The 24,319-nt window shown below is 66.2% G+C and carries 15 protein-coding genes; 13 read left to right on the top strand and 2 right to left on the bottom strand.

Going from position 1 to position 24,319, the window contains the following annotated elements:
• Positions 1 to 11: 11 nt before the first annotated feature.
• From V3B48_RS03125 to cueR, 7 genes are all read left to right on the top strand, one after another.
• The gene (locus V3B48_RS03125; protein WP_005409434.1) at positions 12 to 296 is read left to right on the top strand and encodes a hypothetical protein; all 285 of its coding nucleotides are present in this window, start codon (positions 12 to 14) and stop codon (positions 294 to 296) included.
• An 84-nt stretch (positions 297 to 380) separates the two neighbouring features.
• Positions 381 to 1,403: a glucokinase family protein gene (locus tag V3B48_RS03120; RefSeq protein ID WP_049462013.1), complete on the top strand. Its 1,023-nt coding sequence runs from the start codon at positions 381 to 383 to the stop codon at positions 1,401 to 1,403.
• 51 nt (positions 1,404 to 1,454) lie between these two features.
• Entirely contained in the window at positions 1,455 to 2,453 is a 999-nt protein-coding gene (locus tag V3B48_RS03115) for a N(4)-(beta-N-acetylglucosaminyl)-L-asparaginase (RefSeq protein ID WP_329893149.1), read from the top strand.
• Positions 2,450 to 3,181, top strand: a complete 732-nt coding sequence (locus V3B48_RS03110) for a copper homeostasis protein CutC (RefSeq protein ID WP_032129954.1) — start codon at positions 2,450 to 2,452, stop codon at positions 3,179 to 3,181. Before V3B48_RS03115 ends, V3B48_RS03110 begins: the two co-directional genes overlap by 4 nt.
• A 403-nt stretch (positions 3,182 to 3,584) precedes the next feature.
• Positions 3,585 to 6,542, top strand: a complete 2,958-nt coding sequence (locus V3B48_RS03105; RefSeq protein ID WP_329893148.1) for a TonB-dependent receptor — start codon at positions 3,585 to 3,587, stop codon at positions 6,540 to 6,542.
• A 128-nt stretch (positions 6,543 to 6,670) separates the two neighbouring features.
• A complete protein-coding gene (locus V3B48_RS03100) occupies positions 6,671 to 9,172 on the top strand; it encodes a heavy metal translocating P-type ATPase (protein WP_329893147.1) in 2,502 nt (833 codons plus the stop codon).
• Positions 9,173 to 9,183: 11 nt separating this feature from the next.
• Positions 9,184 to 9,639: a Cu(I)-responsive transcriptional regulator gene (gene cueR / locus V3B48_RS03095; protein WP_032129957.1), complete on the top strand. Its 456-nt coding sequence runs from the start codon at positions 9,184 to 9,186 to the stop codon at positions 9,637 to 9,639.
• A gap of 80 nt (positions 9,640 to 9,719) precedes the next feature.
• Here cueR and V3B48_RS03090 read toward each other — a convergent pair whose 3' ends face one another.
• On the bottom strand, positions 9,720 to 9,914 hold the full coding sequence (locus V3B48_RS03090; protein WP_329893146.1) for a heavy-metal-associated domain-containing protein: 195 nt from the start codon (positions 9,912 to 9,914) through the stop codon (positions 9,720 to 9,722).
• A gap of 201 nt (positions 9,915 to 10,115) precedes the next feature.
• Positions 10,116 to 13,193, bottom strand: a complete 3,078-nt coding sequence (locus tag V3B48_RS03085; protein WP_125892809.1) for a TonB-dependent receptor — start codon at positions 13,191 to 13,193, stop codon at positions 10,116 to 10,118.
• Between the two features lie 1,214 nt (positions 13,194 to 14,407).
• Here V3B48_RS03085 and V3B48_RS03080 point away from each other — a divergent pair.
• The 6 genes from V3B48_RS03080 (at position 14,408) to V3B48_RS03055 (ending at position 24,239) form a co-directional block, all read left to right on the top strand.
• The gene (locus tag V3B48_RS03080) at positions 14,408 to 16,783 is read left to right on the top strand and encodes a GH92 family glycosyl hydrolase (protein ID WP_329893233.1); all 2,376 of its coding nucleotides are present in this window, start codon (positions 14,408 to 14,410) and stop codon (positions 16,781 to 16,783) included.
• Positions 16,784 to 16,879: 96 nt separating this feature from the next.
• Positions 16,880 to 17,929 carry a LacI family DNA-binding transcriptional regulator gene (locus tag V3B48_RS03075; protein WP_049424705.1) on the top strand — a complete coding sequence of 350 codons (1,050 nt, stop codon included), beginning with the start codon at positions 16,880 to 16,882 and terminating at the stop codon, positions 17,927 to 17,929.
• Between the two features lie 60 nt (positions 17,930 to 17,989).
• Positions 17,990 to 19,303 (top strand): L-fucose:H+ symporter permease, encoded by a 1,314-nt coding sequence (fucP, locus tag V3B48_RS03070; protein ID WP_012510899.1) that lies wholly within the window; start codon positions 17,990 to 17,992, stop codon positions 19,301 to 19,303.
• Positions 19,304 to 19,310: 7 nt separating this feature from the next.
• Positions 19,311 to 20,306 carry a carbohydrate kinase gene (locus V3B48_RS03065; protein ID WP_329893145.1) on the top strand — a complete coding sequence of 332 codons (996 nt, stop codon included), beginning with the start codon at positions 19,311 to 19,313 and terminating at the stop codon, positions 20,304 to 20,306.
• The gene (locus V3B48_RS03060) at positions 20,303 to 21,529 is read left to right on the top strand and encodes an AGE family epimerase/isomerase (RefSeq protein WP_329893144.1); all 1,227 of its coding nucleotides are present in this window, start codon (positions 20,303 to 20,305) and stop codon (positions 21,527 to 21,529) included. The genes V3B48_RS03065 and V3B48_RS03060 overlap by 4 nt, the downstream gene beginning before the upstream one ends.
• Positions 21,530 to 21,620: 91 nt before the next feature.
• On the top strand, positions 21,621 to 24,239 hold the full coding sequence (locus tag V3B48_RS03055; protein ID WP_329893143.1) for a glycoside hydrolase family 2 protein: 2,619 nt from the start codon (positions 21,621 to 21,623) through the stop codon (positions 24,237 to 24,239).
• The last annotated feature ends 80 nt before the right edge of the window (positions 24,240 to 24,319 follow it).

Below are 24,319 nucleotides of genomic sequence, written 5' to 3'. Positions count from 1 at the left end.
AAGGACCCCGCATGGATATCCGCTTCATGGCCGGCACTACGCCGGTGACCCTCAGCCGCCACTGGTTCACCGGCGCGATGCTGCTGCAGAGCGCTACCGAGAAGGTCTGGGTGCAACACCCGCTGCATCCGGGCACCCACTTCTCGTTCTCGCTGGTACAGTCGTGGCTGCGCCACATCGCCGGCCACGAAGTGCTGGTCGAGCGCACCCGGCCACTGCTGTTTGCCGGCTTCCGCCCGCAGCGCCTGCGCGTGCTGGTGGATGGTGTGCAGGTGGCCGAACAGGAAGGCATGTAGGCCAACCTGAACCATCGGCGTGCTAGGCAAAGCCGCCCCGATGCCTGAGAATCGGGGCGATTCAATCGATCCAAGCAGGCCAGCGTGACCATCGCAGCAGCGTCCCCGGTTTCCTCCGACTCCGCCCGCGGCGGTCTTCCGCGCCATCTGGTCGTTGCCGATGTCGGCGGCACCTTCGCCCGCCTGGCCTTGGCTGAGACCCAACCCGGCCACGCGCCGCTGCTGGGCAGCCATCGCACCTATGCCTGCGCCGAGCATCCCAGCCTGGCCGCGATCCTGGCCGATTTCACCGCAGGCCTTGGCCAGCCGGTGCAGACCGCGGTGGTCGCCATCGCCGGCCTGCTCGATGGCGATGTGCTGATCAACTCGAACCTGCCGTGGACAGTCTCGCTGTCGACCACGCGCGAACAGTCCGGCCTGCGCGAACTGCAGCTGATCAATGATTTCGAAGCGGTGGCGCTGGCTATCCCGTACCTGCAGCCGGAAACCCTGGTTCCACTGAATGGCGACGCCGATCCGGCGCAGGCCTTCCCGGCGCTGGTGCTGGGTGCCGGTACCGGCCTGGGTGCCGCGCTGCGTTTCGCCGATGGCGAGCGCCCGGTGCTGGCCAGCGAGATCGGCCATGCCGCGCTCGGCGCCGGCAACGCGCTGGAACTGCAGGTGCTGGGCAAACTGCTGCAGCGCTGGCCGCACGTGGACAACGAGCGAGTGCTGTCCGGCAGCGGCCTGATGAACCTGTATCCGTGCCTGTGCGAACTGCGCGGCGTCACCCCGGTGTGGACCAGCACCGAGGCACTGATCGGCGCCGCGCGCAGTGGCGAGGACGCGCTTGCTGTGGAAACGTTGCAGGTGTTCTGTGCCTGGCTGGGCAGCCTGGCCGGCGACGCGGCGATCGCCGTCGGCGCGCGCTCGGTATACCTGGCCGGGGGCATTTCCGCGCATGTGCAGGATTTCCTGGCCGATGGCCGCTTCCGTGAGCGCTTCCTCAACAAGGGCGTGCTGACCGAGGTGCTGCGCCAGGTGCCGGTATGGCGGGTGGAGCACGGCCAGCTGGGCGTGCTCGGTGCAGCGGTCTGGCACGCAGCGCGGCAACCCACGCACGACTGATCGGCAGGGCCGGCATCGGGCCGGCCATGCATTGCAGACTGGGAGGGGAAGATGGTGGATCGCAGGCAGTTCCTGCAGGCCGGTGCACTGGCCGCAGGCATGGCGGCATTGCCGGGCGTGCATGCGCGCACGCAGGGGGGGGCCAGGGTGGTTTCCACCTGGGACTTCGGCGTGCCGGCCAACCAGGCCGCATGGAAGGTGCTGGCACAGGGTGGCAGCGCGCTGGATGCGGTGGAGGCGGGTGCACGCTGGGCCGAGAGCGAGCTGTGCAACCCCACCGTCGGCCATTGTGGCAACCCGGATCGCGACGGCGTGCTGAGCCTGGACGCGAGCATCATGGACGGCGATGGCCGTTGCGGTGCAGTGGCTGCGCTGGTCGACATCCTGCATCCGGTGTCGGTGGCGCGCAAAGTCATGGAGAACAGCCCGCACGTGCTGCTGGTGGGCGAGGGCGCGCAGCAGTTCGCAGTGCAGCAGGGTTTCGAGCGCAAGCACCTGCTGACGCCGCAGGCTGAAGCGGCCTGGCGCGAGTGGCTGAAGACCGAAAAGTACCGGCCGCAGATCAACGCCGAGCGCCGTGGTATTCCCGGCAACAGCGACAACCACGACACCATCGGCATGCTGGCACTGGATGCCAAGGGCCATCTGGCCGGTGCCTGCACCACCAGCGGCATGGCCTGGAAACTGCACGGTCGCGTTGGCGACAGTCCGATCATCGGTGCCGGCCTGTATGTCGACAACGACGTGGGCGCGGCCACTGCCTCGGGCGTGGGTGAGGAGATGATCCGCAACGCGGCCTCGTTCCTGGTGGTCGAGCTGATGCGCCAGGGACGCTCGCCGGCGCAGGCCTGCCGCGAAGCGATCGACCGCGTGGTGCGCAAGCGCCCCGAAGCGAGCAAGACACTGCAGGTGTGCTTCCTGGCCATGAACAAGCAGGGCGAGGTGGGCGCCTACGCGTTGCATCGCGGCTTCGTCTACGCGGTCTGCGATGCGCAGCGCCAGGATGACCTGCGTGATTCGCCATCGATCTACACGAGCACCCAGGCGTGAGCACGCGGCTCACCCTGGAGATCGCCAGCAACTCGCTGGCTTCGGCGCTGGCGGCACAGGCCGGCGGCGCCGACCGCATCGAGCTGTTCGACAACCTGGCCGAGGGCGGCACCACGCCGTCGTTCGCCAGCATCGCGATCGCCCGCGAACGCCTGTCGATTCCGCTGTTCGTGCTGGTGCGGCCACGCCCGGGCGACTTCCACTACGACGCACTGGAAACCGAACTGATGCTGCGTGACATCGCGCAGTGCCGTGCGCTGGGCTGCGATGGCGTGGTGATCGGCGCGCTGGATGTACAGGGCGGGATCGACGTGGCGCTGTGCCGCGAGCTGGTGCAGGCTGCCGGGCCGTTGCAGGTGACCTTCCATCGCGCCTTCGACGCTGCCCGCGATCTGCCGGCGGCGCTCGAGCAGGTGATCGGGCTGGGTTGCCAGCGCGTGCTGACCTCGGGTGGCCAGGTCAGCGCCGAGGCCGGTGCCGATGTGCTGGCAGGCCTCGTTACCCAGGCAGCGGGCCGCATTACGGTGATGGCTGGTGCCGGATTGGCACCGGGCAACATCGCTACCGTGGCAAGGCAGACCGGCTGCACCGAACTGCACGCCTCGGCCAAGGGCCTGCGCCGCTCGGCCATGCAGTTCCAGAACCCGGCGCTGCGCGGACTGGACCCGGACTGGAGCCAGACCGCAACCGCCACCGTAGCCGCGCTGCGGCAGGCGCTGGACGCCTGATCGCAAGTCCCGGGTCGGATCCCTTCGCAGAAGGGCTCTGACCCCATCTGGACGCAGTCGGGTCAGAGCCCTTCCGTGAGGGGATCCGACCCCGTACGCCGGCCCGCCACGGACAAAATAGTTCCGCGCACGATTGTCGCGATCGTGTCATTGACGTGTGCGCCGTCTTCTCAGCGATGTTTCGCAACCCGTTGATTGTTTTGGATACCTGCAGCCGATAACGGCATTACGCCACGTGTTGCTGCGTCGCCGCATGCCGGGCGTGGTTCAGCTGTGCTTTAGTTTGGATCGATCCACAGGGGAGGGCGCCGTATCGGTCTTGAACCGATCCAGGTGCCCGGATCAGCCGTAGTGCCGCGCCACCACCCGTCCGTGCGTCCACACTTTCGAAGAGCAACCACCCATGGCTCAGATCGTCCGCAAGCGTCGTCACCTGCTGTCCCAGGCCTTGGTCCTGGCCCTGTTGCCCCTGGCGGCCAGCGCGCAGGAGGCCGCCAACTCGTCCACCAAGGATCTCGACGCGGTCACCGTCACCGGTTCGCGCATCAAGCGCGCCAGCGTCGAAGGTCCGGCGCCGGTCAACGTGATCACTGCCGCACAGATCCAGAAGGAAGGCTTCGTCAGCGTGTACGACGCGCTGAAGACACTCACTGAAGCCACCGGCACCGTCGAGGCGGCCTCGCAGTGGGGCTCGCATACGCCCAATGCCAGCGGCCTGAACCTGCGCGGGATGGGCCCGAACCGCTCGCTGCTGCTGGTCAACGGCCGCCGCGTGGCCGACTACCCGCTGCCCTACGGTGGCGAAACCAACTTCTCCAACTACGGCAACATTCCCGCTGCCGCGGTGGAGCGCATCGAAGTGCTGACCGGTGGCGCCTCGGCCATCTATGGCTCGGATGCGATCGCCGGCGTGGTCAACGTCATCCTGAAGACGAACTACGACGGCGACGAAGTGCGCGTGCGCGGCGGCACCTCCACCGAAGGCGGTCGCGATACCTGGGACCTGTCCTGGGCCGGCGGCAAGACCGGCGACAACTGGAGCGTGACCTACGCGCTGCAGTACACCAAGCGCGATCCGCTGTTCGGACGTGACCGTCCGCAGATGGACGATGCCGACGATGCGCCGTACCCGTCCTGGAACATGGAACAACGCAAGGTCGGCTTCCGTCCCACCGCCGGCCTGGCGCTGATCGATCCCACCACCGGCCAGCGCCTGGCGCCGCCCACCGGCACCTGCGAGAAGTTCGATGGCGAGTACTACACCGCCGATCGCCTGGTCTACAACTACGCCGCCAACACCATCACCAACACCGGCCGCCTGTGCGGCATGAGCGCCGACTACGCCAACTGGCTGCTCACCGGCGGTGCCGAGAACGTGTCCGGCAACCTGTATGCCACCTTCGATTTCAGCAATGACCTGCAGGCCTGGACCAACCTGGCGGTGTACCGCTCCGAAGCGATCTGGGGCACCAATCCGCCCGGCGTGTCGCTGATCGACGATGACAACGGCTACTACTGGGATGCCAACCGCAACCGTCCGATCCTCGGCGTGCGCCAGTTCACCCCGAACGAGGTGGGCGGCCTGGATACGCTGCGCAACACCAACCGCGAACTGTCCTGGGACTGGAGTGCGGGCCTGCGTGGTCGCCTGGCCGATCGCTTCGACTGGAGCGCCACGGTGGGGCGTTCCTATTACCGCGTGGAAGAACGGCAGAACGTGGTCGACAAGCAGAAGTCGTACGACTACTTCCTCGGCCCGAAGCTGGGCACTACCGCCGACGGCGAGGCGATCTATGCGTTGAACGAATCGCGCTGGTGGAACCCGCTGACGCCGGATCAGTACTGGCAGATGGGCACCGTGGCGAAGAACCGTGCGTCCTCATGGGTCAATCAGGCTTCGGCGGACATCACCGGCGAGCTGTTCCAGGGCTGGGCCGGCCCGATCTCGTTCGCGGCGGTGGCCGAAGTCGCGCAGCAGGGCTATCACCTCAGTCCGGATCCGCGCGCCGGCATCGACTTCGACCTGCAGAACGTCGATCGCGGTGGCGGCGAGCGTACCCGCTATTCGGCCGGCGTCGAGTTCAAGATCCCGCTGCTGGAAAGCGTGACCGCCACTGCGGCCGCGCGCTATGACCGCTATGGCAGCTACAAGGCTGACAACAGCGGCGAAGCGCTGGACATCGGCAGCCAGAAGGAGACCACCTGGAATGTCGGCCTGGAATGGCGCCCGGTGGAGTCGCTGCTGGTGCGTGGCTCCTATGCCACCAGCTTCCATGCGCCGGACATGCACTACCTGCTGGGCCAGCCCAGCAGCTCCGAAGTGCAGACCTATGACCGCCTGCGTTGCATCCAGAGCGGCGCGTACCTGGTCAACAACTGTGGCGTGGGCAATACCGATGTCTGGTACACGTTCGACGTGAACCGGCGTGGCACGCCGCTGCTGCGCTCGGAGACCGGTGATTCGTGGACGGTCGGTTTCGTCTGGGACGTGATGCCCAATCTGTCGGTCAGTGCCGACTACTGGGCAATCAAGCTGGAAGACATGATCGTCGACGTTGGCGCCGACGAGGTGCTGGCCAGCGAAGCGGGCTGCCTGACCGGCAAGAACATGGACGGTACGCCGTGGGCCAATCCGGCCGGTGGCGAGTATTGCGCCGGCATCCTGGCCCGCGTGAACCGTGACAGCAACGGCCGCCTGGTATCGATCGAGCGCGGCCCGTTCAACCTGGCCAGCCGCGAAGTGCGCGGCATCGACCTGACCGCGCGCTATCGCCTGGAAACCGCGCAGTGGGGCAGCTTCCAGCTCGGCCTGAACTACACCAACCAGATCTCGACCAAGGAGCAGCGCTACGCCAACGATCCGAACCCGGAGCGTCGTGACCGCGACCTGCGCAGCAAGCTGCGCGCGAGCCTTGCCTGGCAGCGTGGCAACTGGAATGCCAACGTCTATGCCGATCGCATCGGTTCGGTGCCGGGCGTGCGCTACCACTGGGGCACCGATCGCCTGAACAATCCTGGCGGCTGCCTGCCGTTCGCCGATGGTTACGTGCCCAGCGACAGCCCGTCGCTCAACTGCCTGGAGCCGGCCACGCGTCCGGACGGCTCGCCGAATCCGAATCCCAATGCCGGCCAGCAGACGGCGCGCTACTACGGGCGGGTCGGGCCGTTCATCACCTGGAACTTCAACGTGGGCTACCAGGTGACCGAGCACGCCAAGGTCAATGTCTACGTCAACAACGCGTTCAACTCGGCCAGCTGGAACCACAAGGACCCGTACAAGCTGGACTACGATTTCGCTCCGACCCGCCTGCTCGGCGCGGTTGGCCGCGAGTTCGCGTTGGAGTACGTGTTCACCTTCTGAGGTGGATTGCGGGCGGTACGCCGGGCATGGCCCGGCGCTACCGGCTGGACGGGGTGGCTGGATTTGACCTTCCCACGATGGAAAGGTTTAGCCTGTCCGCATCCAGAAGGAACCCCGGGAATCCGATCATGAGCACGCCCCGCGCCACTGCAGTCCCCGCAAGCCCGTCCACCATCAGCCTGCCCATCGAGGGCATGACCTGCGCCAGCTGCGTCGGCCGTGTCGAAGCGGCGCTGTCCAAGGTCGAGGGCGTCGGCAGTGTTTCGGTCAATCTGGCCACCGAGCGCGCGGATATCCGCCCGTCCGGTCCGGTCGATCGCGCCGCGCTGATCCAGGCGGTGGAGCGGGTGGGCTATGACGTGCCGGCCGGCACCATCGAGCTGGCAGTGGAGGGCATGACCTGTGCCTCCTGCGTCGGTCGCGTCGAGCGCGCGCTGCTGGCGGTACCGGGCGTCAGCCAGGCCAATGTCAACCTGGCCACCGAACGCGCCACGGTACGCGGCGTGGCCGCTGTGGATGCGCTGGTAGCGGCCATCGACAAGGTCGGTTATGCCGCCCGTGCCATCGAAGCAGGCGTTCAATCCGATGACGAAGCGGCGGAAAAGAAGGATGCCGAGCGCGCCGAACTGAAACGCGACCTGATCGTGGCCACCGCACTTGCACTTCCGGTGTTCGTGCTGGAAATGGGTTCGCACCTGATTCCCGGCATGCACGAATGGGTGATGGCCACCCTCGGCATGCAGGCCAGCTGGTACCTGCAGTTCGTACTGACCCTGCTGGTGCTGGCCATTCCCGGCCGCCGTTTCTACCAGAAGGGTTTCCCGGCACTGCTGCGGCTGGCGCCGGACATGAACTCGCTGGTGGCGGTGGGTACCGCCGCAGCGTTCGGTTACTCGGTGGTGGCGACCTTTGCACCGCGGTTGCTGCCGCCGGGCACGGTGAACGTCTACTACGAAGCAGCGGCGGTGATCGTCGCGCTGATCCTGCTCGGCCGCTTCCTTGAGGCGCGCGCGAAGGGCCGTACCTCGGAGGCGATCAAGCGGCTGGTCAACCTGCAGGCCAAGGTCGCGCATGTGATCCGTGACGGCCGCACGATCGAGATCCCGGTCAACGAGGTTCTGAGCGGCGATGTGGTGGAAGTGCGCCCGGGCGAGCGCGTGCCGGTCGATGGCGAGGTGATCGAGGGGCGCAGCTACATCGACGAGTCGATGATCAGTGGCGAACCGATTCCGGTCGAGAAGCAGCCGGGCAGCAGCGTGGTCGGCGGCACGGTCAACCAGAAAGGTGCATTGACCGTGCGTGCCACGGCGGTGGGCGCGCAGACCATGCTGGCGCAGATCATCCGCATGGTCGAACAGGCACAGGGCTCGAAGCTGCCGATCCAGGCGGTGGTCGACAAGGTCACCCTGTGGTTCGTGCCGGCGGTGATGCTGGCCGCACTGGCGACCTTCGCGGTCTGGTTGATCTTCGGCCCATCGCCGGCGCTGAGCTTCGCGCTGGTCAATGCGGTGGCGGTACTGATCATCGCCTGCCCGTGTGCAATGGGCCTGGCCACGCCGACGTCGATCATGGTCGGAACCGGTCGTGGCGCCGAGATGGGCGTGCTGTTCCGCAAGGGTGAAGCACTGCAGTTGCTGAAGGACGCGCAGGTGGTGGCGGTGGACAAGACCGGCACGCTGACCGAAGGCCGCCCGCGCCTGACCGACCTGGAGATCGCCGACGGCTTTGATCGCGCCACAGTGCTGGCCGCCGTCGCCACCGTGGAATCACGTTCGGAGCATCCGATCGCCCGCGCCATTGTCGATGCAGCCACCGAGCAGGGCATCGCATTGCCGGCCATGGTCGACTTCGAATCGGTCACCGGTATGGGTGTACGCGCCAGCGTGGAGGGCGCACGGGTGGAGGTCGGTGCTGATCGCTTCATGCGCGACCTGGGCGTGGACATCACTGCATTTGCGGCGCTGGCGGCCGAACTCGGCGCGCAGGGCAAGTCGCCGTTGTACGCGGCCATCGATGGACGCCTGGCAGCGATCATCGCAGTATCCGATCCGATCAAGCCGAGCACGCCGGCCGCGATCGCGGCACTGCACCAGCTGGGCCTGAAGGTGGCGATGATCACCGGCGACAATGCCGGCACCGCGCAGGCGATCGCACGCCAGCTGGGTATCGATGAAGTCGTTGCCGAGGTGCTGCCGGAAGGCAAGGTCGAAGCGGTGCGTCGCTTGAAGGCCACGCACGGCCATGTCGCCTTCGTTGGTGACGGCATCAACGATGCGCCGGCGCTGGCCGAGGCCGATGTCGGCCTGGCCATCGGCACCGGCACCGATATCGCGGTGGAGTCGGCCGATGTGGTGCTGATGTCGGGCAACCTGCAGGGTGTGCCGAATGCCATCGCGCTGTCGAAGGCGACGCTGGGCAACATCCGGCAGAACCTGTTCTGGGCCTTCGCCTACAACACCGCATTGATTCCGGTAGCGGCCGGCGTGCTGTACCCGGTATGGGGTGTGCTGCTGTCGCCGGTGTTCGCCGCCGGTGCGATGGCGCTGTCCAGCGTGTTCGTGCTGGGCAACGCACTGCGCTTGCGCCGCTTCCAGCCGCCGATGGCGGATGCCCCCGCTGCGAGCCACTGAAGGAGAACCGCATGAACATCGGTGAAGCCGCCAAGGCGTCCAGCGTTTCGGCGAAGATGATCCGCTACTACGAACAGATCGGCCTGATTCCTGCGGCCGATCGCACCGAGTCCGGCTACCGGGCATATTCGCAGGCGGACATCCACCGCCTGCGCTTCATTCGGCGGGCGCGCGATCTTGGCTTCCAGGTGGCCGAGATCACCGATCTGCTCGGCCTGTGGAACGACACCTCGCGGCACAGTGCCGACGTCAAGCATCTTGCCGAACAGCACATCGCCGACCTGGAGCAGCGTATCGAAAGCATGCGGCAGATGGCCGACACGCTGAAGTCGTTGATCAGCTGCTGTGCGGGCGATGAGCGCCCGGAATGCCCGATCCTGCAGCGGCTGGGCGAAGACGAAGAGACCCTGGCACCGCCGGAGACCGCGAAGACCGGTGCAGTACGGCGCCGCACGCACAAGCACTGACCTGGCGTTGCATGCATGAAGAAACCCGCCCGGTGCAGCTGCACCGGGCGGGTTTTTCGTTGCAGGCGCAGGGCAGGGAATCAGGACGTGCGCGGCGGGAAGCCGGCATCGGTCAGTGCCGCCACGATCTGCGCTTCGCTGGCCGAGGTCTGCACCTGCACGCGACGGCTGGCCGGATCTGCCTGCACGCTGGCCTGCGGATCGACCAGCTCGATCGCCTTGGTCACGCTGCGTGCGCAGCCGCCGCAGGTCATGCCTTCCACGTGGAATTCCATCTGTAGCTCCTTCGGTGCTCTTGGGGTGGCGCCAGTGTGCACCTTCCAACATTGGCAGGGTCAAGCGCTGGGCTGAACCGAAGACAAAGCACCAATGAAAACGGCAGCCACCTGTACCAGCGTGGCTGCCGTGGAGGAACGTCCCCGCCAGGGCGGGGCGTGGGGTTGCACCGGAGCAGGCCCGGGCAACCCGGTGTTGCCTTAGAACTTCCAGGTAGCGCCGAAGTACAGCTGGCGGCCTGCGTAGGTATTGGAGATCAGGCGTGCCTTGGTGTCGCTGCCCAGGTGCACGCGCTGCTCGGACTTGGTGGCATTGATCACCGAGGCGGTCAGGGTCCAGTCCGGGGTCAGGTTGTAGGCCACGTTCAGATCCAGCTGGTCATACGGCTCGGTGTAGACGGTGAGGCCATTGTTGAGCCCACCGACCACCTGGCCGCGACGGTTGAACGAGGCGCGCGCGAGGAACTTCTCGTTCTCGTAGAACACCGTCACGTTGGCCTGGTTCTTGGCGCTGCCGACCAGTGGCGAGGAGCCGATTTCCTGACCGTCCAGAACAATGGAAGCCAGGTTGGTGTCGTTGTAGGTGTAGTTGGCCTGCACGCCGAAGCCGAAATCGAACGTGTACTGGCCATACAGCTCGACGCCCTGCGAGACACCATCGCGGCCATTGGCCTGGGTCTCGTAGCGCTGCACGTTCACCGCTTCACCGTTGATGACCATCGGCGTGTCGCGCACCACCGGCAGGGTGAAGTTGTCCACGTTCTTGCGGAACAGGCCGACGCCGGCGACCGCGCCCGGCTGGAAGTACCACTCCAGGCCCAGGTCGAACTGGGTGGCCTTGAACGGTTCCAGCTGCTTGTTGCTGCCCTGGCCGACCCAGCCTGCGGTCGATGCGCCACCGGCAACGCGGCGATCATTGACGTACTCTTCGCTGTAATAGCTCAGTGCGCCCGGTGCTGCGATGTCGGTGTAGCCGGGGCGGGCGATCACCTTCGATGCGGCACCACGCAGCACCAGCGTGTCGGTGATGTCCCAGGCGATATTGAAACTCGGCAGTACGTCAGTGTAGGTGCGATCCACGCCGATCAGGCTGTAGGTCTTGCTCTGCGCCAGATCGTGCGGCAGGCGCACGAAGCCGCTCTCGCAGCTGTAGGTCGGGTAGGCCGCAGCGGCCGGATCGGTGCACGCCATCGGTGCGCCGGACGCGTTGTCCAGGAAGTAGTCGTTGAACTTCTCGATCGAGTCGGAGGACTGCGCGAACTGCTTGGTGCGCACCACGCGCACGCCGACATTGCCGCGCACGCGTTCGGTGCGGAAGTTGGCCTGGAAGTAGCCCGAGTAGATCTTCTCGTTGACGTTGTAGACGAAGTCTTCCTCGGTGCGGTTGTGAGAACCACCGTAGGTCTTGTTCAGGTAATCGATGTAGGCCGGGTAGTTGATGCCCGGGAACACGTTGGCATTGAAGCCGCCCGCGATGTTGTTGATCGGATTGGACAGGAAGAAGCCCGGCTGCGCGTCGCCCGCAGTCGGATCGCAGCCACTCTGGTAGCGGCTGTTGTCATAGTCGGCCGGGTCGCGGCCCGGGCACACCCAGTAGGTGTTGCCGGTATTGCGATGGACCTTGCCGTCACGGTACTTGGCGCCGAACTGGATCGAGTCCAGCCAGCCGGACTCGAACAGCTTGGTGACGTCGGCCTGGAAGTAGTTCTGCTTGACCTCGGTGCGCTTCCACGACGAATCGGTCGAGCCGGTGTCGACTTCGGCGATGCCGTTCATCAGCTGCTGCTGCAGGTCGGGCGAGAAGGTGGCCGACGGCGTACCGGTCAGGTCCCAGGCGCTGTACAGGTTGCCCGACAGGTAATCGTTGCCGACCTTGCGGCGCGGCTTGGCCGACATCCGGAAGTTCATCGACGGACCACCTTCGGACCAGGTGCGGCCACCGGTGAACGAGGCCTTCCACAGCGGGCTGATGTCCCAGTCGATGGTCAGGTCAGCGGTCTGCGAGAGTGCCTTTTCCTTGCTGTAGCCACCGGTCAGCTGCGGCGTCGGAACCGTGCAGTCGTCCGGGCCCCAGCCGCCGGGCTTGAGGCCAGCGGCCTTGGCCTGGTCTTCGCTGCAGTAGTAGGTCTTTCCAGCCAGCTTTTCGAACTGGGCGCCGGTAACGGTGTTGCCGCTGGGATCGAAATCCAGGCCGTTGAGCAGGCGGCCGCCGGCCCAGTTTCCATCGCCGTTGAAGCGGGCCATGCTCCATTCCGGAATCTTCAGCATGTTCTGGGTGTAGTCACCCTGCAGCTCGAAGCGGAAGTAGTTGGCCGTCATCGTGACGTTGTCGACCGGCTTGAACTGGAAGGTCAGCTGGCCGCCCTTGCGCTCGCGCTTCTCTTCCTTCACTGCGAAGTTGACCGAGGTCGGCATGAAGAAATCGCTGTAGTTGCCGCCGGTCTGGTTGTTGAAACCGGACTTGCCCCACCAGTAGTGGATGCCATCCTGCGCCTGCACGTTGCCATAGGCGTCGCGCGCCTTGCCGGCGCCATACCACTGGTAGTCCTCGGTGCTGGCTTCCATGGTGCGGGTCGTGCGCTTCTGCTGCGTCACGCCGATCAGCACGCCGAAACGCTCGTCCTTGCTGTGCCACGAATACAGGGCCGAGGCCTGCGGGTCGATATCGTGGTGGGTATCGGAGGAGGTGCCCTCGAGCGTGACGAAGCCCGAGTTGGATTCCATGTCCAGCGGGCGACGGGTGTGCAGGATGACCGTGCCGCCGATGCCGCCTTCATCGATGCGTGCTTCCGGCGACTTGAACAGCTCGGCGCTGGACAGCATGTTCGACGGCAACAGGGTGTAGTTGAACGAACGGGTGGCTTCGTCGTTGGTTTCCGACGTGGCCACGTAGTTGCCGTTCAACTGGGTCAGGGTCAGGTCGGGTGCCAGGCCACGCACGCTGACGCTCTTGCCTTCGCCGCCACTGCGGGTGATGACCACGCCGGGCACGCGCTGCAGTGCGTCGGCGACGTTCTTGTCGGGGAACTTGCCGACGTCTTCGGCGGTGATCACTTCGACCACGGCGTTGGCGTCGCGCTTCTGCTCAAGGCTCTTTTCAATGGCGTAGCGGTAGCCGGTGACCTGGACGCTGTCCAGGTTGGTGGCTTCCTGCGAGCCGGTGGAAGCGGCCTGCTGCGCGGCGGCGCCAGCCGGAATGACGGCGGCGGCCAAGGCCAGCGCGATGGCCAGCGCCAGTGCGTCCTGGCCATGCGTACGTGTTGAATGCTTCATTCCCATCTCTCCCTCTCTCCTGGATTGATCCGGTGACGTGGCACGGACAACTTGAATCGATCTAATTTGAAGTGACATTGTCGCTATTGCCATGCAGTGGCAGTAGCACCGTGCGCGTGGCCTGGTACGTCCTGTTGCTGCTCCCCCAACTCCCGGCCATCGCAGTGTCGTTCTTGGATCGATCTAAGCGATGGGCGGGCGTTTTTTAGCATGGGTCGCCCGCGGGCGCATGCTGCTCCGCAATATGGTACTGGCGTGGCGAAGGCATGACGGTTTGCTGAAATCAGTGAAATCGTTTTCGTGCGCAGGGGAGGGTGGGGCGGCAGGGCTGCGCCCTGCACCTGCTGTAGTGCCGGCCGCTGGCCGGCAACAGCCAAAGCCAAAGCCAAAGCGGCTCTGGGTTTCTGCTGGTTTGGCGGGGCGGTGTGGGCTGGCAGGACACGCCGTAAACCCCCAGACCGGCCCAGCCGCTGGCGGCTGTGCGTTCGGGCGCTTGCGAAGCAGTGCTTCGCAAGCAAAGCGCCCTCACCCCTGGGGGCTCGATGGCGCCATCCATGGCGCCAACGGTCCTGCCAGCCCACATCGCCCCACCCCCGACAGTTTCCTGGTGACGGTTGGATAGGTCTTGGAATCACGCGAGGTCATGCGGTCAGATCCGTTTTCCGTTGGAAAACGGATCTGATCCCGATTGATCTCGATATCTGATAGAGATTCATCCACGCACGGCGTGGATCTACAGATCGCGGGAATCTGTCGAAGGCGGGATGGGTCCGGTTGAGGGGGCGTGAGCCGCATGGATGCGGCGACCGAGCTTACATGGACGTACTTGCAGCGTCCCCCGCAACCGGACCCACCCCGACTCCCCACAGGAAACCGGCTTCTGCTGTTGCTGTTGCTCCAGCTCGGAGCGGGTGCAGGGCGCAGCCCTGCCGAACACCCCCTCTCATGCTGCGCCGCAGAATGCATTCGGCTGAACCTGCATGCTCTACTTGAATCGATCTAAATCCACGGTCTGGTGGGTCTGGCGTCATTCCAGGGGGAGCTCTCTGCCAGTTGTGGCGGGACTCAGCGGAACGATGCCGGACGGCCCCGGCCGTCTGCCTCCGCCTCATCGACTACAGGAACCCGACATGCGTCCAGTGCCGTCCGCTCCCGCCGTCCCAGTGTCCTCGCACCCGCTGCTGCGCCTGGCCTGCCTGCTCGCACTGTCGTCAGTGCCGATGCTGCTGCAGGCCGCGCCGGCTGCGCTGGAGCGCGAGGTCAACACCTTCATCGGCAGCAAGGACGACGGCAACACGTTCCCGGGCGCGTCGGCACCGTTCGGCCTGATCCAGGTCAGCCCGATCGGCAGCCACTATTCGGGCTGGCGCTACGACGACGAGAAGATCCGCGGTTTCGGCCACTCCTTCATCTCCGGCGCAGGTTGCTGGGAGCAGGGTGGCCAGGTGTCGGTGCTGCCGGTGACCGGTTCGATCGGTCCCGGCGGCGATTTCGATACCGGCAACGCGAAGAAGTTTGACCACAAGGCCTATGCCGCGTCGTACACGCATGACGGCGAGATTGGCCAGGCGGGCTATTACAAGGTGCGGCTGACCAGCTACGGCGGCATCGACGCCGAGACCACCGCGCGTACGCGTGCCGCGGCCGAGCGCTACACCTTCAGCCAGCGCAGTGGGGATGGCCACGTGCTGGTCAACGTCGGCCAGGCCAATGAGCGCCACTCGGTGATCGGCAGCGTGGTCGATGTGGTCGGCGACCGCGTGGTGGAAGGCAAGCTGGTCACCAAGAGTTTCTGCGGCGGCCATCAGTACACCACCTGGTTCCGCATCGAGTTCGACCGCCCGTTCAAGGCACACGGTACCTGGGGCGAAGGCGGTGGCCTGCCGGGTGCGCGCCACAGCATGGAAGGCGAGCAGAAGCCGAACGGCGCCTGGCTCAGCTTCGACCTGGCCAAGGGCCAGTCGGTGACGGCGGTCAGCGCGATCTCGCATGTGGACGCCGAAGGCGCGCGCATCAATCTGCGCGCAGACGGCATGCAGGGTGGGGCGCTTCTCGGTTTCGACCGCATGCGCGCACTGTCCCAGCAGTCGTGGCGTGAGCAGCTGGGGCGGGTACGTGTGCAGGGCGGTACGGCCGATGACCGCACCGTGTTCTACAGCGCGGCCTACCACGCGCTGCTGCAGCCGATGACCGGCAACGATGCCGACGGCCGCTACCGCGGCTATGACGATGGCATCCACCGTGCTGACGGCTGGACCTACTACGAGTATTTCTCGCTGTGGGATACCTACCGCGCGCAGAACCAGTGGCTGGCACTGACCCGCCCGGACGTGGCGCGTGACATCGGCCGTACCCTGCTGGCGATCGACGAGCAGGGTGGCTGGCTGCCGCGCTGGGGCTATGCCAACTTCGAGACCAACATCATGACCGGCGATCCAGTCACGCCGTTCATGGTCGACCTGTGGCGCTTCGGTGCGCTCAAGGGCCGTGAATCGCAGGCGTGGGATGCGCTGCGCCGCAACGCGTTCGGTACTCCTCCGCTGAACTCGCGCATGGCCGGCCGTTCCGGCAACCCGACCTACCTGGACAAGGGCTACGTGGTCTACGACCGTGCGTTCCCATCCAAGGGCATGGACGTCGATCCGCACCACGGTGGTTCGGCCACCTTGGAATACGCGCTGGCCGACTGTGCGCTTTCGCAGATGGCCGATGGCCTCGGCCACGCGCAGGACGCGGCGACGCTGCGTGAGCGCGGCCGCAACTGGCGCAAGGTGTGGGACCCGCAGGTGCGCGATGCCGAGACCGGCTTCACCGGTTTCCCGCGCCCGCGTACCGAGGACGGCCAGTGGTACACGCCGGCCGATGGCCATTACAGCCCGCGCTCGCACCATGGTTTCCATGAGGGGACGGCGTGGCAGTATCAGTGGCTGGCGCAGCAGGACGTGCCGGGCCTGGTCGAAGCGATGGATGGCCGCGAACAGGCTGGCCGCCGCCTCGATGCGTTCTTCGCGATGGACGCGCTGCAGGCCGACCCGCTCAATGCAGCCCGCAAGGAGTGGGTGGTCGGGCCGTACAGCTACTACAACCAGTTCCGCTACAACCCGAACAACGAGCCGGACCTGCACTCGCCGTGGCTGTACACGCTGATCGGCCAGCCGTGGAAGACCGCCGCCGTGGTGCGTGCCGCGCAGCAGTTGTTCACCAATGCCCCGAATGGCGTGACCGGCAATGATGACCTCGGCACGATGTCGGCCTGGTACCTGTTCAGTGCCATCGGCGTGTATCCGGCGGTGCCCGGCAGCGGCCAGTTCCTGCTGCACACCCCGCGTTTCAGCAAGGTGGAAGTGGACATGGGCAATGGCCGCACCCTGCGCATCGATGCGCCGGGTGCCGATGGCCGACGCCTGCAGTACGTGCAGGGTGTGAAGGTCGATGGCCAGGCGCATGCGCCGGTGTGGCTGGATTGGAACCAGCTGCAGCAGGGCCCGCGCCTGCAGTTCGCGCTCGATGCGAAGGCGCCGGAGCAGGGCTGGGGCACGGCGGTGAAGGACCTGCCGGTGTCCTGGTGTGCGGCACCGGGTAGCCAGCTGCGCTGAGACGGACTGTGCCGTTCGCGGTGACCCAGCGAACGGCACGGCACGACAGGGCCCTGATCCATTAGGCTTGAGCATCCAGCGGAGTCCGGGAAGACGATGAACGACAACGGCAGCAGTCCCAGCAAGCGCGCCGGCAAGGCGGTGACGGTGACCGACATCGCGCGTGCCATCGGCGTGTCACGGGCAACCGTGTCGCTGGTGCTGCGCGGCAGCCCGCTGGTCAACGTCGACACCCGCGCCAAGGTCGAGGCCGAACTGCGCCGCCAGCGCTATGTCTACAACCGCGCCGCGGCCAACCTGCGCCGTCGCACCTCGTCGAGCATCGCGCTGGTAATCAACGATCTGTCCAACCCGTTCTTCGCCGAATTCGCTTCGGGCGTGGACGAGGCGCTCGGCGGGCGTGGCTACGTAACCCTGCTCGGCAGTACCGGTGAATCGCCGGAGCGGCAGCAGGCGGTGCTGTCCACGTTGATGGAGCACACGCCGGCCGGCCTGATCCTGTCGCCGGCCGAGGGCAGCGATACCGCGCTGCTGCGGCAGGCACTAGGTGCCAATGCCAACGTGCTGCTGTTCAACCGCGAGCTGGACGGGGCCGACTGGGATTTCCTGACCCTGGACAACCAGCACGGCGCCTATCTGGCCACGCGCCACCTGATCGAGCGCGGCCATCGCCAGATCGCCTTCTTCGGCGGCCACGCCGCGTCCAGTTCGTGCCACCAGCGCCGTGCCGGTTTCCAGCAGGCGCTGGCCGAGGCTGGGCTGTCGTTGCCGCCGGGTTGGATGATCGAGTCGGCGCCGAACCGCCTGGAAGCTGCGGCGCGCACCGATGAGCTGTTTGCCGACGGACATCGCCCGAGTGCAGCGGTCTGCTACAACGACACCGTCGCGCTGGGTCTGATGCTGGGCTTGAACTCGCGTGGCATCCGTCCGGGCGGTGACTTTGCCGTTACCGGATTCGATGATATTTCCGAGGCATCGGTGGCGGTGCCGCCGTTGACCACGCTCACCGCTGACCCACGCGAGCGTGGCCGGCAAGCTGCCGCGCTGCTGCTGCAACGACTGGACGAGCCGGACGCGCCGCCACGGCGCACGGTCGCGCCGGTGCAGCTGCGCATCCGCGAAAGCAGTGCCGCACGACCGAACTGATTTCCTTCCTACACCCCTTCCACGCAACAACGACCTTCCGCGCATCGAGGCGCGTACCGCATGCCGATCTCCGCAACGCCCCGTCCATCGGGTTCCTCGGGCAACGCACCTGCCGTCACCAACGGCAAGGCGCTGGCTGTCGTCACCACGATCTTCTTCATGTGGGGCTTCCTGACCTGCCTCAATGACATCCTGATCCCGCACCTGAAGGCGGTGTTCGAGCTGAACTATGCCAAGGCGATGCTGGTGCAGTTCACCTTCTTCGGCACCTATTTCCTGATGTCGCTGCCAGCGGGTCGGCTGGTGGCGGCGCTGGGTTACAAGAAGGGCATCGTTGCCGGTCTGGTGATCGCTGGTATCGGCGCGCTGGGCTTCTGGCCGGCGGCCGAGCTGCGCGTGTACGGCGCCTTCCTCGGCGCGCTGTTCGTGCTGGCCACTGGCATTACCGTGCTGCAGGTCGCTGCCAATCCCTACGTCGCGCTGCTGGGCCCAGAGCAGACCAGCTCCAGCCGCCTGACCCTGGCGCAGGCGCTGAACTCGCTGGGCACGGCCATTGCGCCGATTTTCGGCGGCATGCTGATCCTGTCCAACACGGTCAAGAGCGCCGATGAACTGAACGCGCTGCCGGCCGCCGAACAGCTGGCCTACCGCGCCGCCGAGGCGCAGGCCGTGCAGGGCCCGTACGTGGGCCTGGCAGTGGCGCTGGTGCTGCTGGCGCTGTTCGTGTTCCTGTTCCGCCTGCCGGCGCTGAGCGACGCCACCGAGCAGGCCGACCAGGGCCACCACCACAGCTATCTGGATGCGCTGCGCAAGCGCCACCTGTTGCTGGGTGTGCTGGGCATCTTCTTCTACGTCGGCGCCGAAGTGTCGATCGGCAGCTTCCTGGTCAACTATCTGTCGATGCCGAGCATCGGCGGCTTCAGCGAACAGGAAGCCACGCACTACGTGTCGGCCTACTGGACGATGGCGATGATCGGCCGCTTTGCGGGCTCGGCGCTGCTGGCGCGCTTCTCGCCCAGCCGTCTGCTGGCGATCTTCGCGCTCGTCAACGTGGGCCTGCTGGCCACGACCATGCTGACCTCCGGCAACGTCGCGTTGTACTCGGTGGTGGCGATCGGCCTGTTCAACTCGATCATGTTCCCGACCATCTTCGCGCTGAGCATCGAGCGCCTGGGCCCGCTGACCAACAAGGGTTCCAGCCTGCTGATCATGGCCATCGTCGGCGGCGCCGTGGTGCCGTACCTGCAGGGCGTGCTGGCCGACCACATCGGCGTGCAGGCCAGCTTCATCCTGCCGCTGCTGTGCTACGGCTACATCATTTTCTACGGACTGGTCGGCGCGCGTACGCCGGCTTCCGCAACGCAGGGAGGCTGAGTCCGGAATGGGTGCCATTGTCTGCTTCGGCGAAATTTTGATCGATCTACTAGCGCAGCCGCCGGCCTCGGCCGACACGCCGCGCGCGTTCCTGCAGTACGCCGGCGGTGCGCCGGCCAACGTCGCGGTGGCGGCTGCGCGGCTGGGGGCGAAGACCCAGTTCGTCGGCATGCTTGGCCGCGACATGTTCGGTGACTTCCTGGCCGACAGTCTGGTCGAGCACGGCGTGGGCACGGATTACATCGTGCGCACCGACGCCGCCAAGACTGCGCTGGCCTTCGTCGCGCTGGATGCCAGTGGCGAGCGCAGCTTCAGTTTCTACCGCCCGCCGGCGGCTGACCTGCTGTTCCGTGACAGTGACTTCCAGGCGGAGTGCCTCGACAGCGCGCAGTGCTTCCACGTCTGTTCCAACAGCCTGACCGAGCCGGCCATCGCCGAGGCGACCTTCGCCGGCATGGATCGTGCGCGCGCGGCCGGTGCGGTGGTCAGCCTGGACCTCAACCTGCGCCCGGCTCTGTGGCCAGCCAACGAAGATCCGACGCCGCGCCTGTGGCAGGCGCTGGAGCGCGCCGACCTGGTCAAGCTGTCGCGCGAGGAGCTGGATTACCTGGCGGCACCGCTGGGTGCCGATGGCGAGTCAGTGGTGCTCAAGCGCCTTCTGGCCGCGCAGGCGCGCTGGGTCATCGTTACCGATGGTGCGGCCACGCTGCACTGGTACACGCGCGACAACCACGGCACGGTCACCAGCTTCCGCGTGGCCACCGTCGATACCACGGCCGCCGGCGATGCCTTCGTCGGTGGCGTGCTGGTCGGCCTGCTGGAGCGTGGTGGGGCGGGCGCAGGCTTTGCCGCGTTCTGCCAGGACCCGGAGGCGATCACCGCCACGCTGCGCTTCGGTGCCGCCGTGGGTGCGCTGGCTGTTACCCGCAAGGGCGCGTTCGCCGCGATGCCCTCGCTCGATGAAGTGCAGCAGCTGCTGCAGGCCCAGGACATTACCGCATGAGCACCTCGCCCGATTTCCGTTCGCCCGCGTTCCTGCGCGCGCACATCGCCGACACGATGGCGTTCTACCACCCGCGCTGCATCGATCCGGACGGCGGTTTCTTCCACTACTTCCGTGATGACGGCAGCATCTACGATGCCAGCCACCGCCACCTGGTGAGCAGCACCCGCTTCGTCTTCAACTATGCGATGGCCTACCGCGAGTTCGGCAATGCCGAATACCGGGAGGCTGTCGAGCATGGCGTGCGCTATCTGCGCGAGGTGCACCGCAATCCGGCCACCGGCGGCTATGCCTGGACCCTGCGCGACGGCAAGGTCGAGGACGACATGAACCACTGCTACGGCGTGGCCTTCGTGCTGCTGGCCTACAGCTGCGCACTGAAGGCCGGCATCGAGCAGGCCCGCGACTGGATGGACGAGACCTGGCAGCTGCTGGAAGCACGCTTCTGGGAGCCGCAGCATGGCCTGTATAAAGACGAAGCCGATGGCCAGTGGAACTTCACCGGCTACCGCGGCCAGAATGCCAACATGCACATGTGCGAAGCGATGCTGGCCGCGTTCGAGGCCAGTGGCGAGCAGCGCTATGTCGAGCGCGCGCTGCAGCTGGCCGACAACATGACCCGCCGCCAGGCCGCCAAGGCCGGTGGCCTGGTCTGGGAACATTACGATGTGAACTGGGAAATCGACTGGGACTACAACCTGGACGATCCCAAGCACCTGTTCCGCCCGTGGGGCTTCCAGCCGGGGCATCAGACCGAGTGGGCCAAACTGCTGCTGATCCTCGATCGCCACGTGCAGGCCGACTGGCTGGTGCCGACCGCGCAGCATCTGTTCGACGTCGCCGTCGCACGCAGTTGGGACGACACCCGTGGTGGCCTGTACTACGGCTTCGCACCGGAATCGCGCCGGCAGCCCGGTATGGACGGCGCCCCGATCGGCGGCGACAGCTTCGTCTGCGACGACGACAAGTATTTCTGGGTGCAGGCCGAAACGCTGGCGACCGCCGCGCTGATGGCCAAGCGTACCGACGATGACCGCTACTGGCAGTGGTACGAACGCATCTGGGCGTATTCGTGGGAGCACTTCGTCGACCACCAGTACGGTGCATGGTTCCGCATCCTCGATGCCGACAACCGCAAGTACAGCGACGAGAAAAGCCCTGCCGGCAAGGTGGATTACCACACCATGGGCGCGTGCTACGAAGTGTTGAACGTCGTGCGTTGAAGATCGTTCGAATGCAGTAGTGCCAGGCCATGCCTGGCAATCCGAAATCGGTAGCGCTGGGTCACGCCCGGCGGAAAAACAGGAGCGCCACGTGCATCGCATTTCCCTCGTTGTCCGTCTGCTCCTGCTGCTGACTGCAGCCATCTCCTTCCCGGTGGCCGCAGCCCCGCTGCAGGCGCAGTGGGAATTCCGCATGCTGCCCGGCGACGCGCAGGGCGCCGCGCGTCCAGGCCTGCAGCAATGGCGTGCGGCGAAGGTGCCGGGCAGCGTGCACACCGACCTGCTGGCGCATGGGCTGATCCGCGATCCGTACGTCGGTGCACCCGAGGCCGAGCTGCAATGGATCGGCCTGGCTGCCTGGGAGTACCGCGCCCGCTTTGACGTGGATGCGGCGACGCTGGCCAAGCCGAATGCCGAGCTGCGTTTCGACGGGCTGGATACCTACGCCGAGGTCAGCCTCAACGGCAAGCCGCTGCTGCGCGCGGACAACGCGCACCGCACGTGGCATGCACGTGTGGACGGGCGCCTGCGCGCGAACGGCAACGAACTGCAGATCGTGTTCCGCTCACCGATCCGCACGCTGCTGCCGGGCGTGCAGGCAATGCCGCACAAGATCGCTGGCAATTACCCGTCGCCCTATGGCGATGAGCCGAAGGAGGCGATGGTCGGCAACTTCGCGCGCAAGCCGGCCTACCACTTCGGCTGGGACTGGGGCCCGCGTTATGTCACCGCCGGGGTCTGGCGCGGGGTCGACCTGCAGGCCTGGGACGCGCACCGCCTGACCGATCTTGCCGTGCGTACCGATGCATTGAGCGCGGAGCAGGCGAAGCTGGCGGTGTTGCTGCAGGTGGAGCAGGGCAGCACTGCCGGTTCTGCGATGGTCACTGTGGATGTGCAGGATCCGGAAGGCCGCAACGTGGCCCAGGTGCAACGCACGGTGTTGCTGAAGCCGGGCCAGAATACGGTTGAGCTGCCGGTTGAGCTGGCCACGCCGCGGCGCTGGTGGCCGGTGGGCCATGGTGCGCAGGATCGCTACACCGTGAAGGCTCGCCTGGATGGTGGCGGCGATGCAACGCTGGCGCGCGAGCAGCGCATCGGCCTGCGCACGGTCGAACTGCGCCGCGAGGAAGACGGCAAGGGAGGGCAGGGCTTCGCCTTCGTCATCAATGGTGTGGAGATCTTTGCCAAGGGCGCCAACGTCATTCCGTTCGATGCCTTCCCCGCACGCGTCGATGCCGCACGCCTGCGCCAGGTGCTGACCGCCGCGCGCGATGCCAACATGAACATGCTGCGCAACTGGGGCGGTGGCTACTACGAGGACGACGCGTTCTTCGACATCGCCGACGAGCTGGGCCTGCTGGTCTGGCAGGATTTCATGTTCGGCGGCGGCATGCAGCCGGGCTACGATCCGGCATTCCGTACCAGCGTGGTGGCCGAGGCGCGCGACAACGTGCGCCGGCTGCGCCATCACCCCAGCATCGTGCTGTGGTGTGGCAACAACGAGGAGGAAACCGCCTGGAAGGACTGGGGTCACGGCCGCGACCTGAAGGCAGCTGACCCGGCATTTGCGGCGAAGGTCTGGCAGGGCTACGTCGACCTGTTCGGCAACGACCTGCGTCAGCTGGTGGGCGAGGAAGGGCTGGGCGTGCCGTACTGGTCCAGCTCGCCCAGCAACGACCTTGACGAGAAGGCCAACGATTCAACGCGTGGCGACAAGCACTACTGGCAGGTCTGGGGCAATCCGGCGTTGCCGGTGCAGGCCTACCTGCGCGAGACCCCGCGCTTCATGTCCGAGTACGGGCTGCAGGCGTGGCCGTCGGTGGCGACGGTGGACCAGATCGCCACCCGCGCCGAGCAGCGCATCGACAGCCCGGTGATCCGCGCGCACCAGAAATTCATGGCCGGCGAGGGCAACAGCCGCCTGCTGCATTACATCGAACTGGGCTACGGCACACCGAAGGACTTCGAGGACTTCGTCTACCTCAGCCAGGTGATGCAGGCCGATGGCATCGCACTGGCGGCGCTGCATCATCGCGCCTCGCGGCCGTACACGATGGGCTCGCTGTACTGGCAGCTCAACGACGTCTGGCCAGGTGCTTCATGGTCCAGCGTGGACTACTTCGGTCGCTGGAAGGCGCTGCACTTCGCCGCGCGGCGTTTCTTCGCGCCGGTGGCGGTGGCGGCGTTGCGCGACGAGGGCAGCACGCGGGTGCGCCTGATCAACGACGGTGCCGCGCTGGATGCACGCTGGCGGTTGCGGGTGATGGATGTAGACGGCAAGGTGCTTCGCCGCCGCGAGGAAGCGGTGTCGCTGGCTGCCGCCGGTGTCACCTCGATCGGTGATTTCCGCGACGCCGAATTGCTGGCCGGTGCCGATCCAAAGCGCACGGTGGCCGTGTTCGAACTGCTGCAGAACGGGGCGGTGAGTGCCCGCCAGGTGGTTGGTTTCGTCGAGGCGAAGGACCAGGTATTGCCCCGACAGAAGCTGAAGGCTGCCTTGAGCATCGAGGGCGACCACTATCGCCTGCGGCTGGAAAGCGCGGCGTATGTGCGCGCGACGTGGATCGATTTCGGCGCGCTGGATGTGCAGGTCGAAGACAACCTGCTGGACCTGCTGCCGGGCGAAACCCGCGATATCGCGGTGCGCGGTCCGGTGGATCTGGTTACCCTTCGCGAAGCGCTGAAGGTGAAGACTCTCAACGACCGTTGAGCAAAAAAGGGGACGGAGGGGATTAAGTCGTTTGTGGGGCATGTTGTGCACAAACGACTTAATAACCTCCGTCCCCATTT

The organism is Stenotrophomonas sp. SMYL20 (assembly GCF_036320045.1).
Classification (GTDB): Bacteria; Pseudomonadota; Gammaproteobacteria; order Xanthomonadales; family Xanthomonadaceae; genus Stenotrophomonas; species Stenotrophomonas maltophilia_A.
The sequence above is the reverse complement of the archived record's forward strand: the minus strand, read 5'-3'. Positions and strand labels throughout refer to the sequence as shown.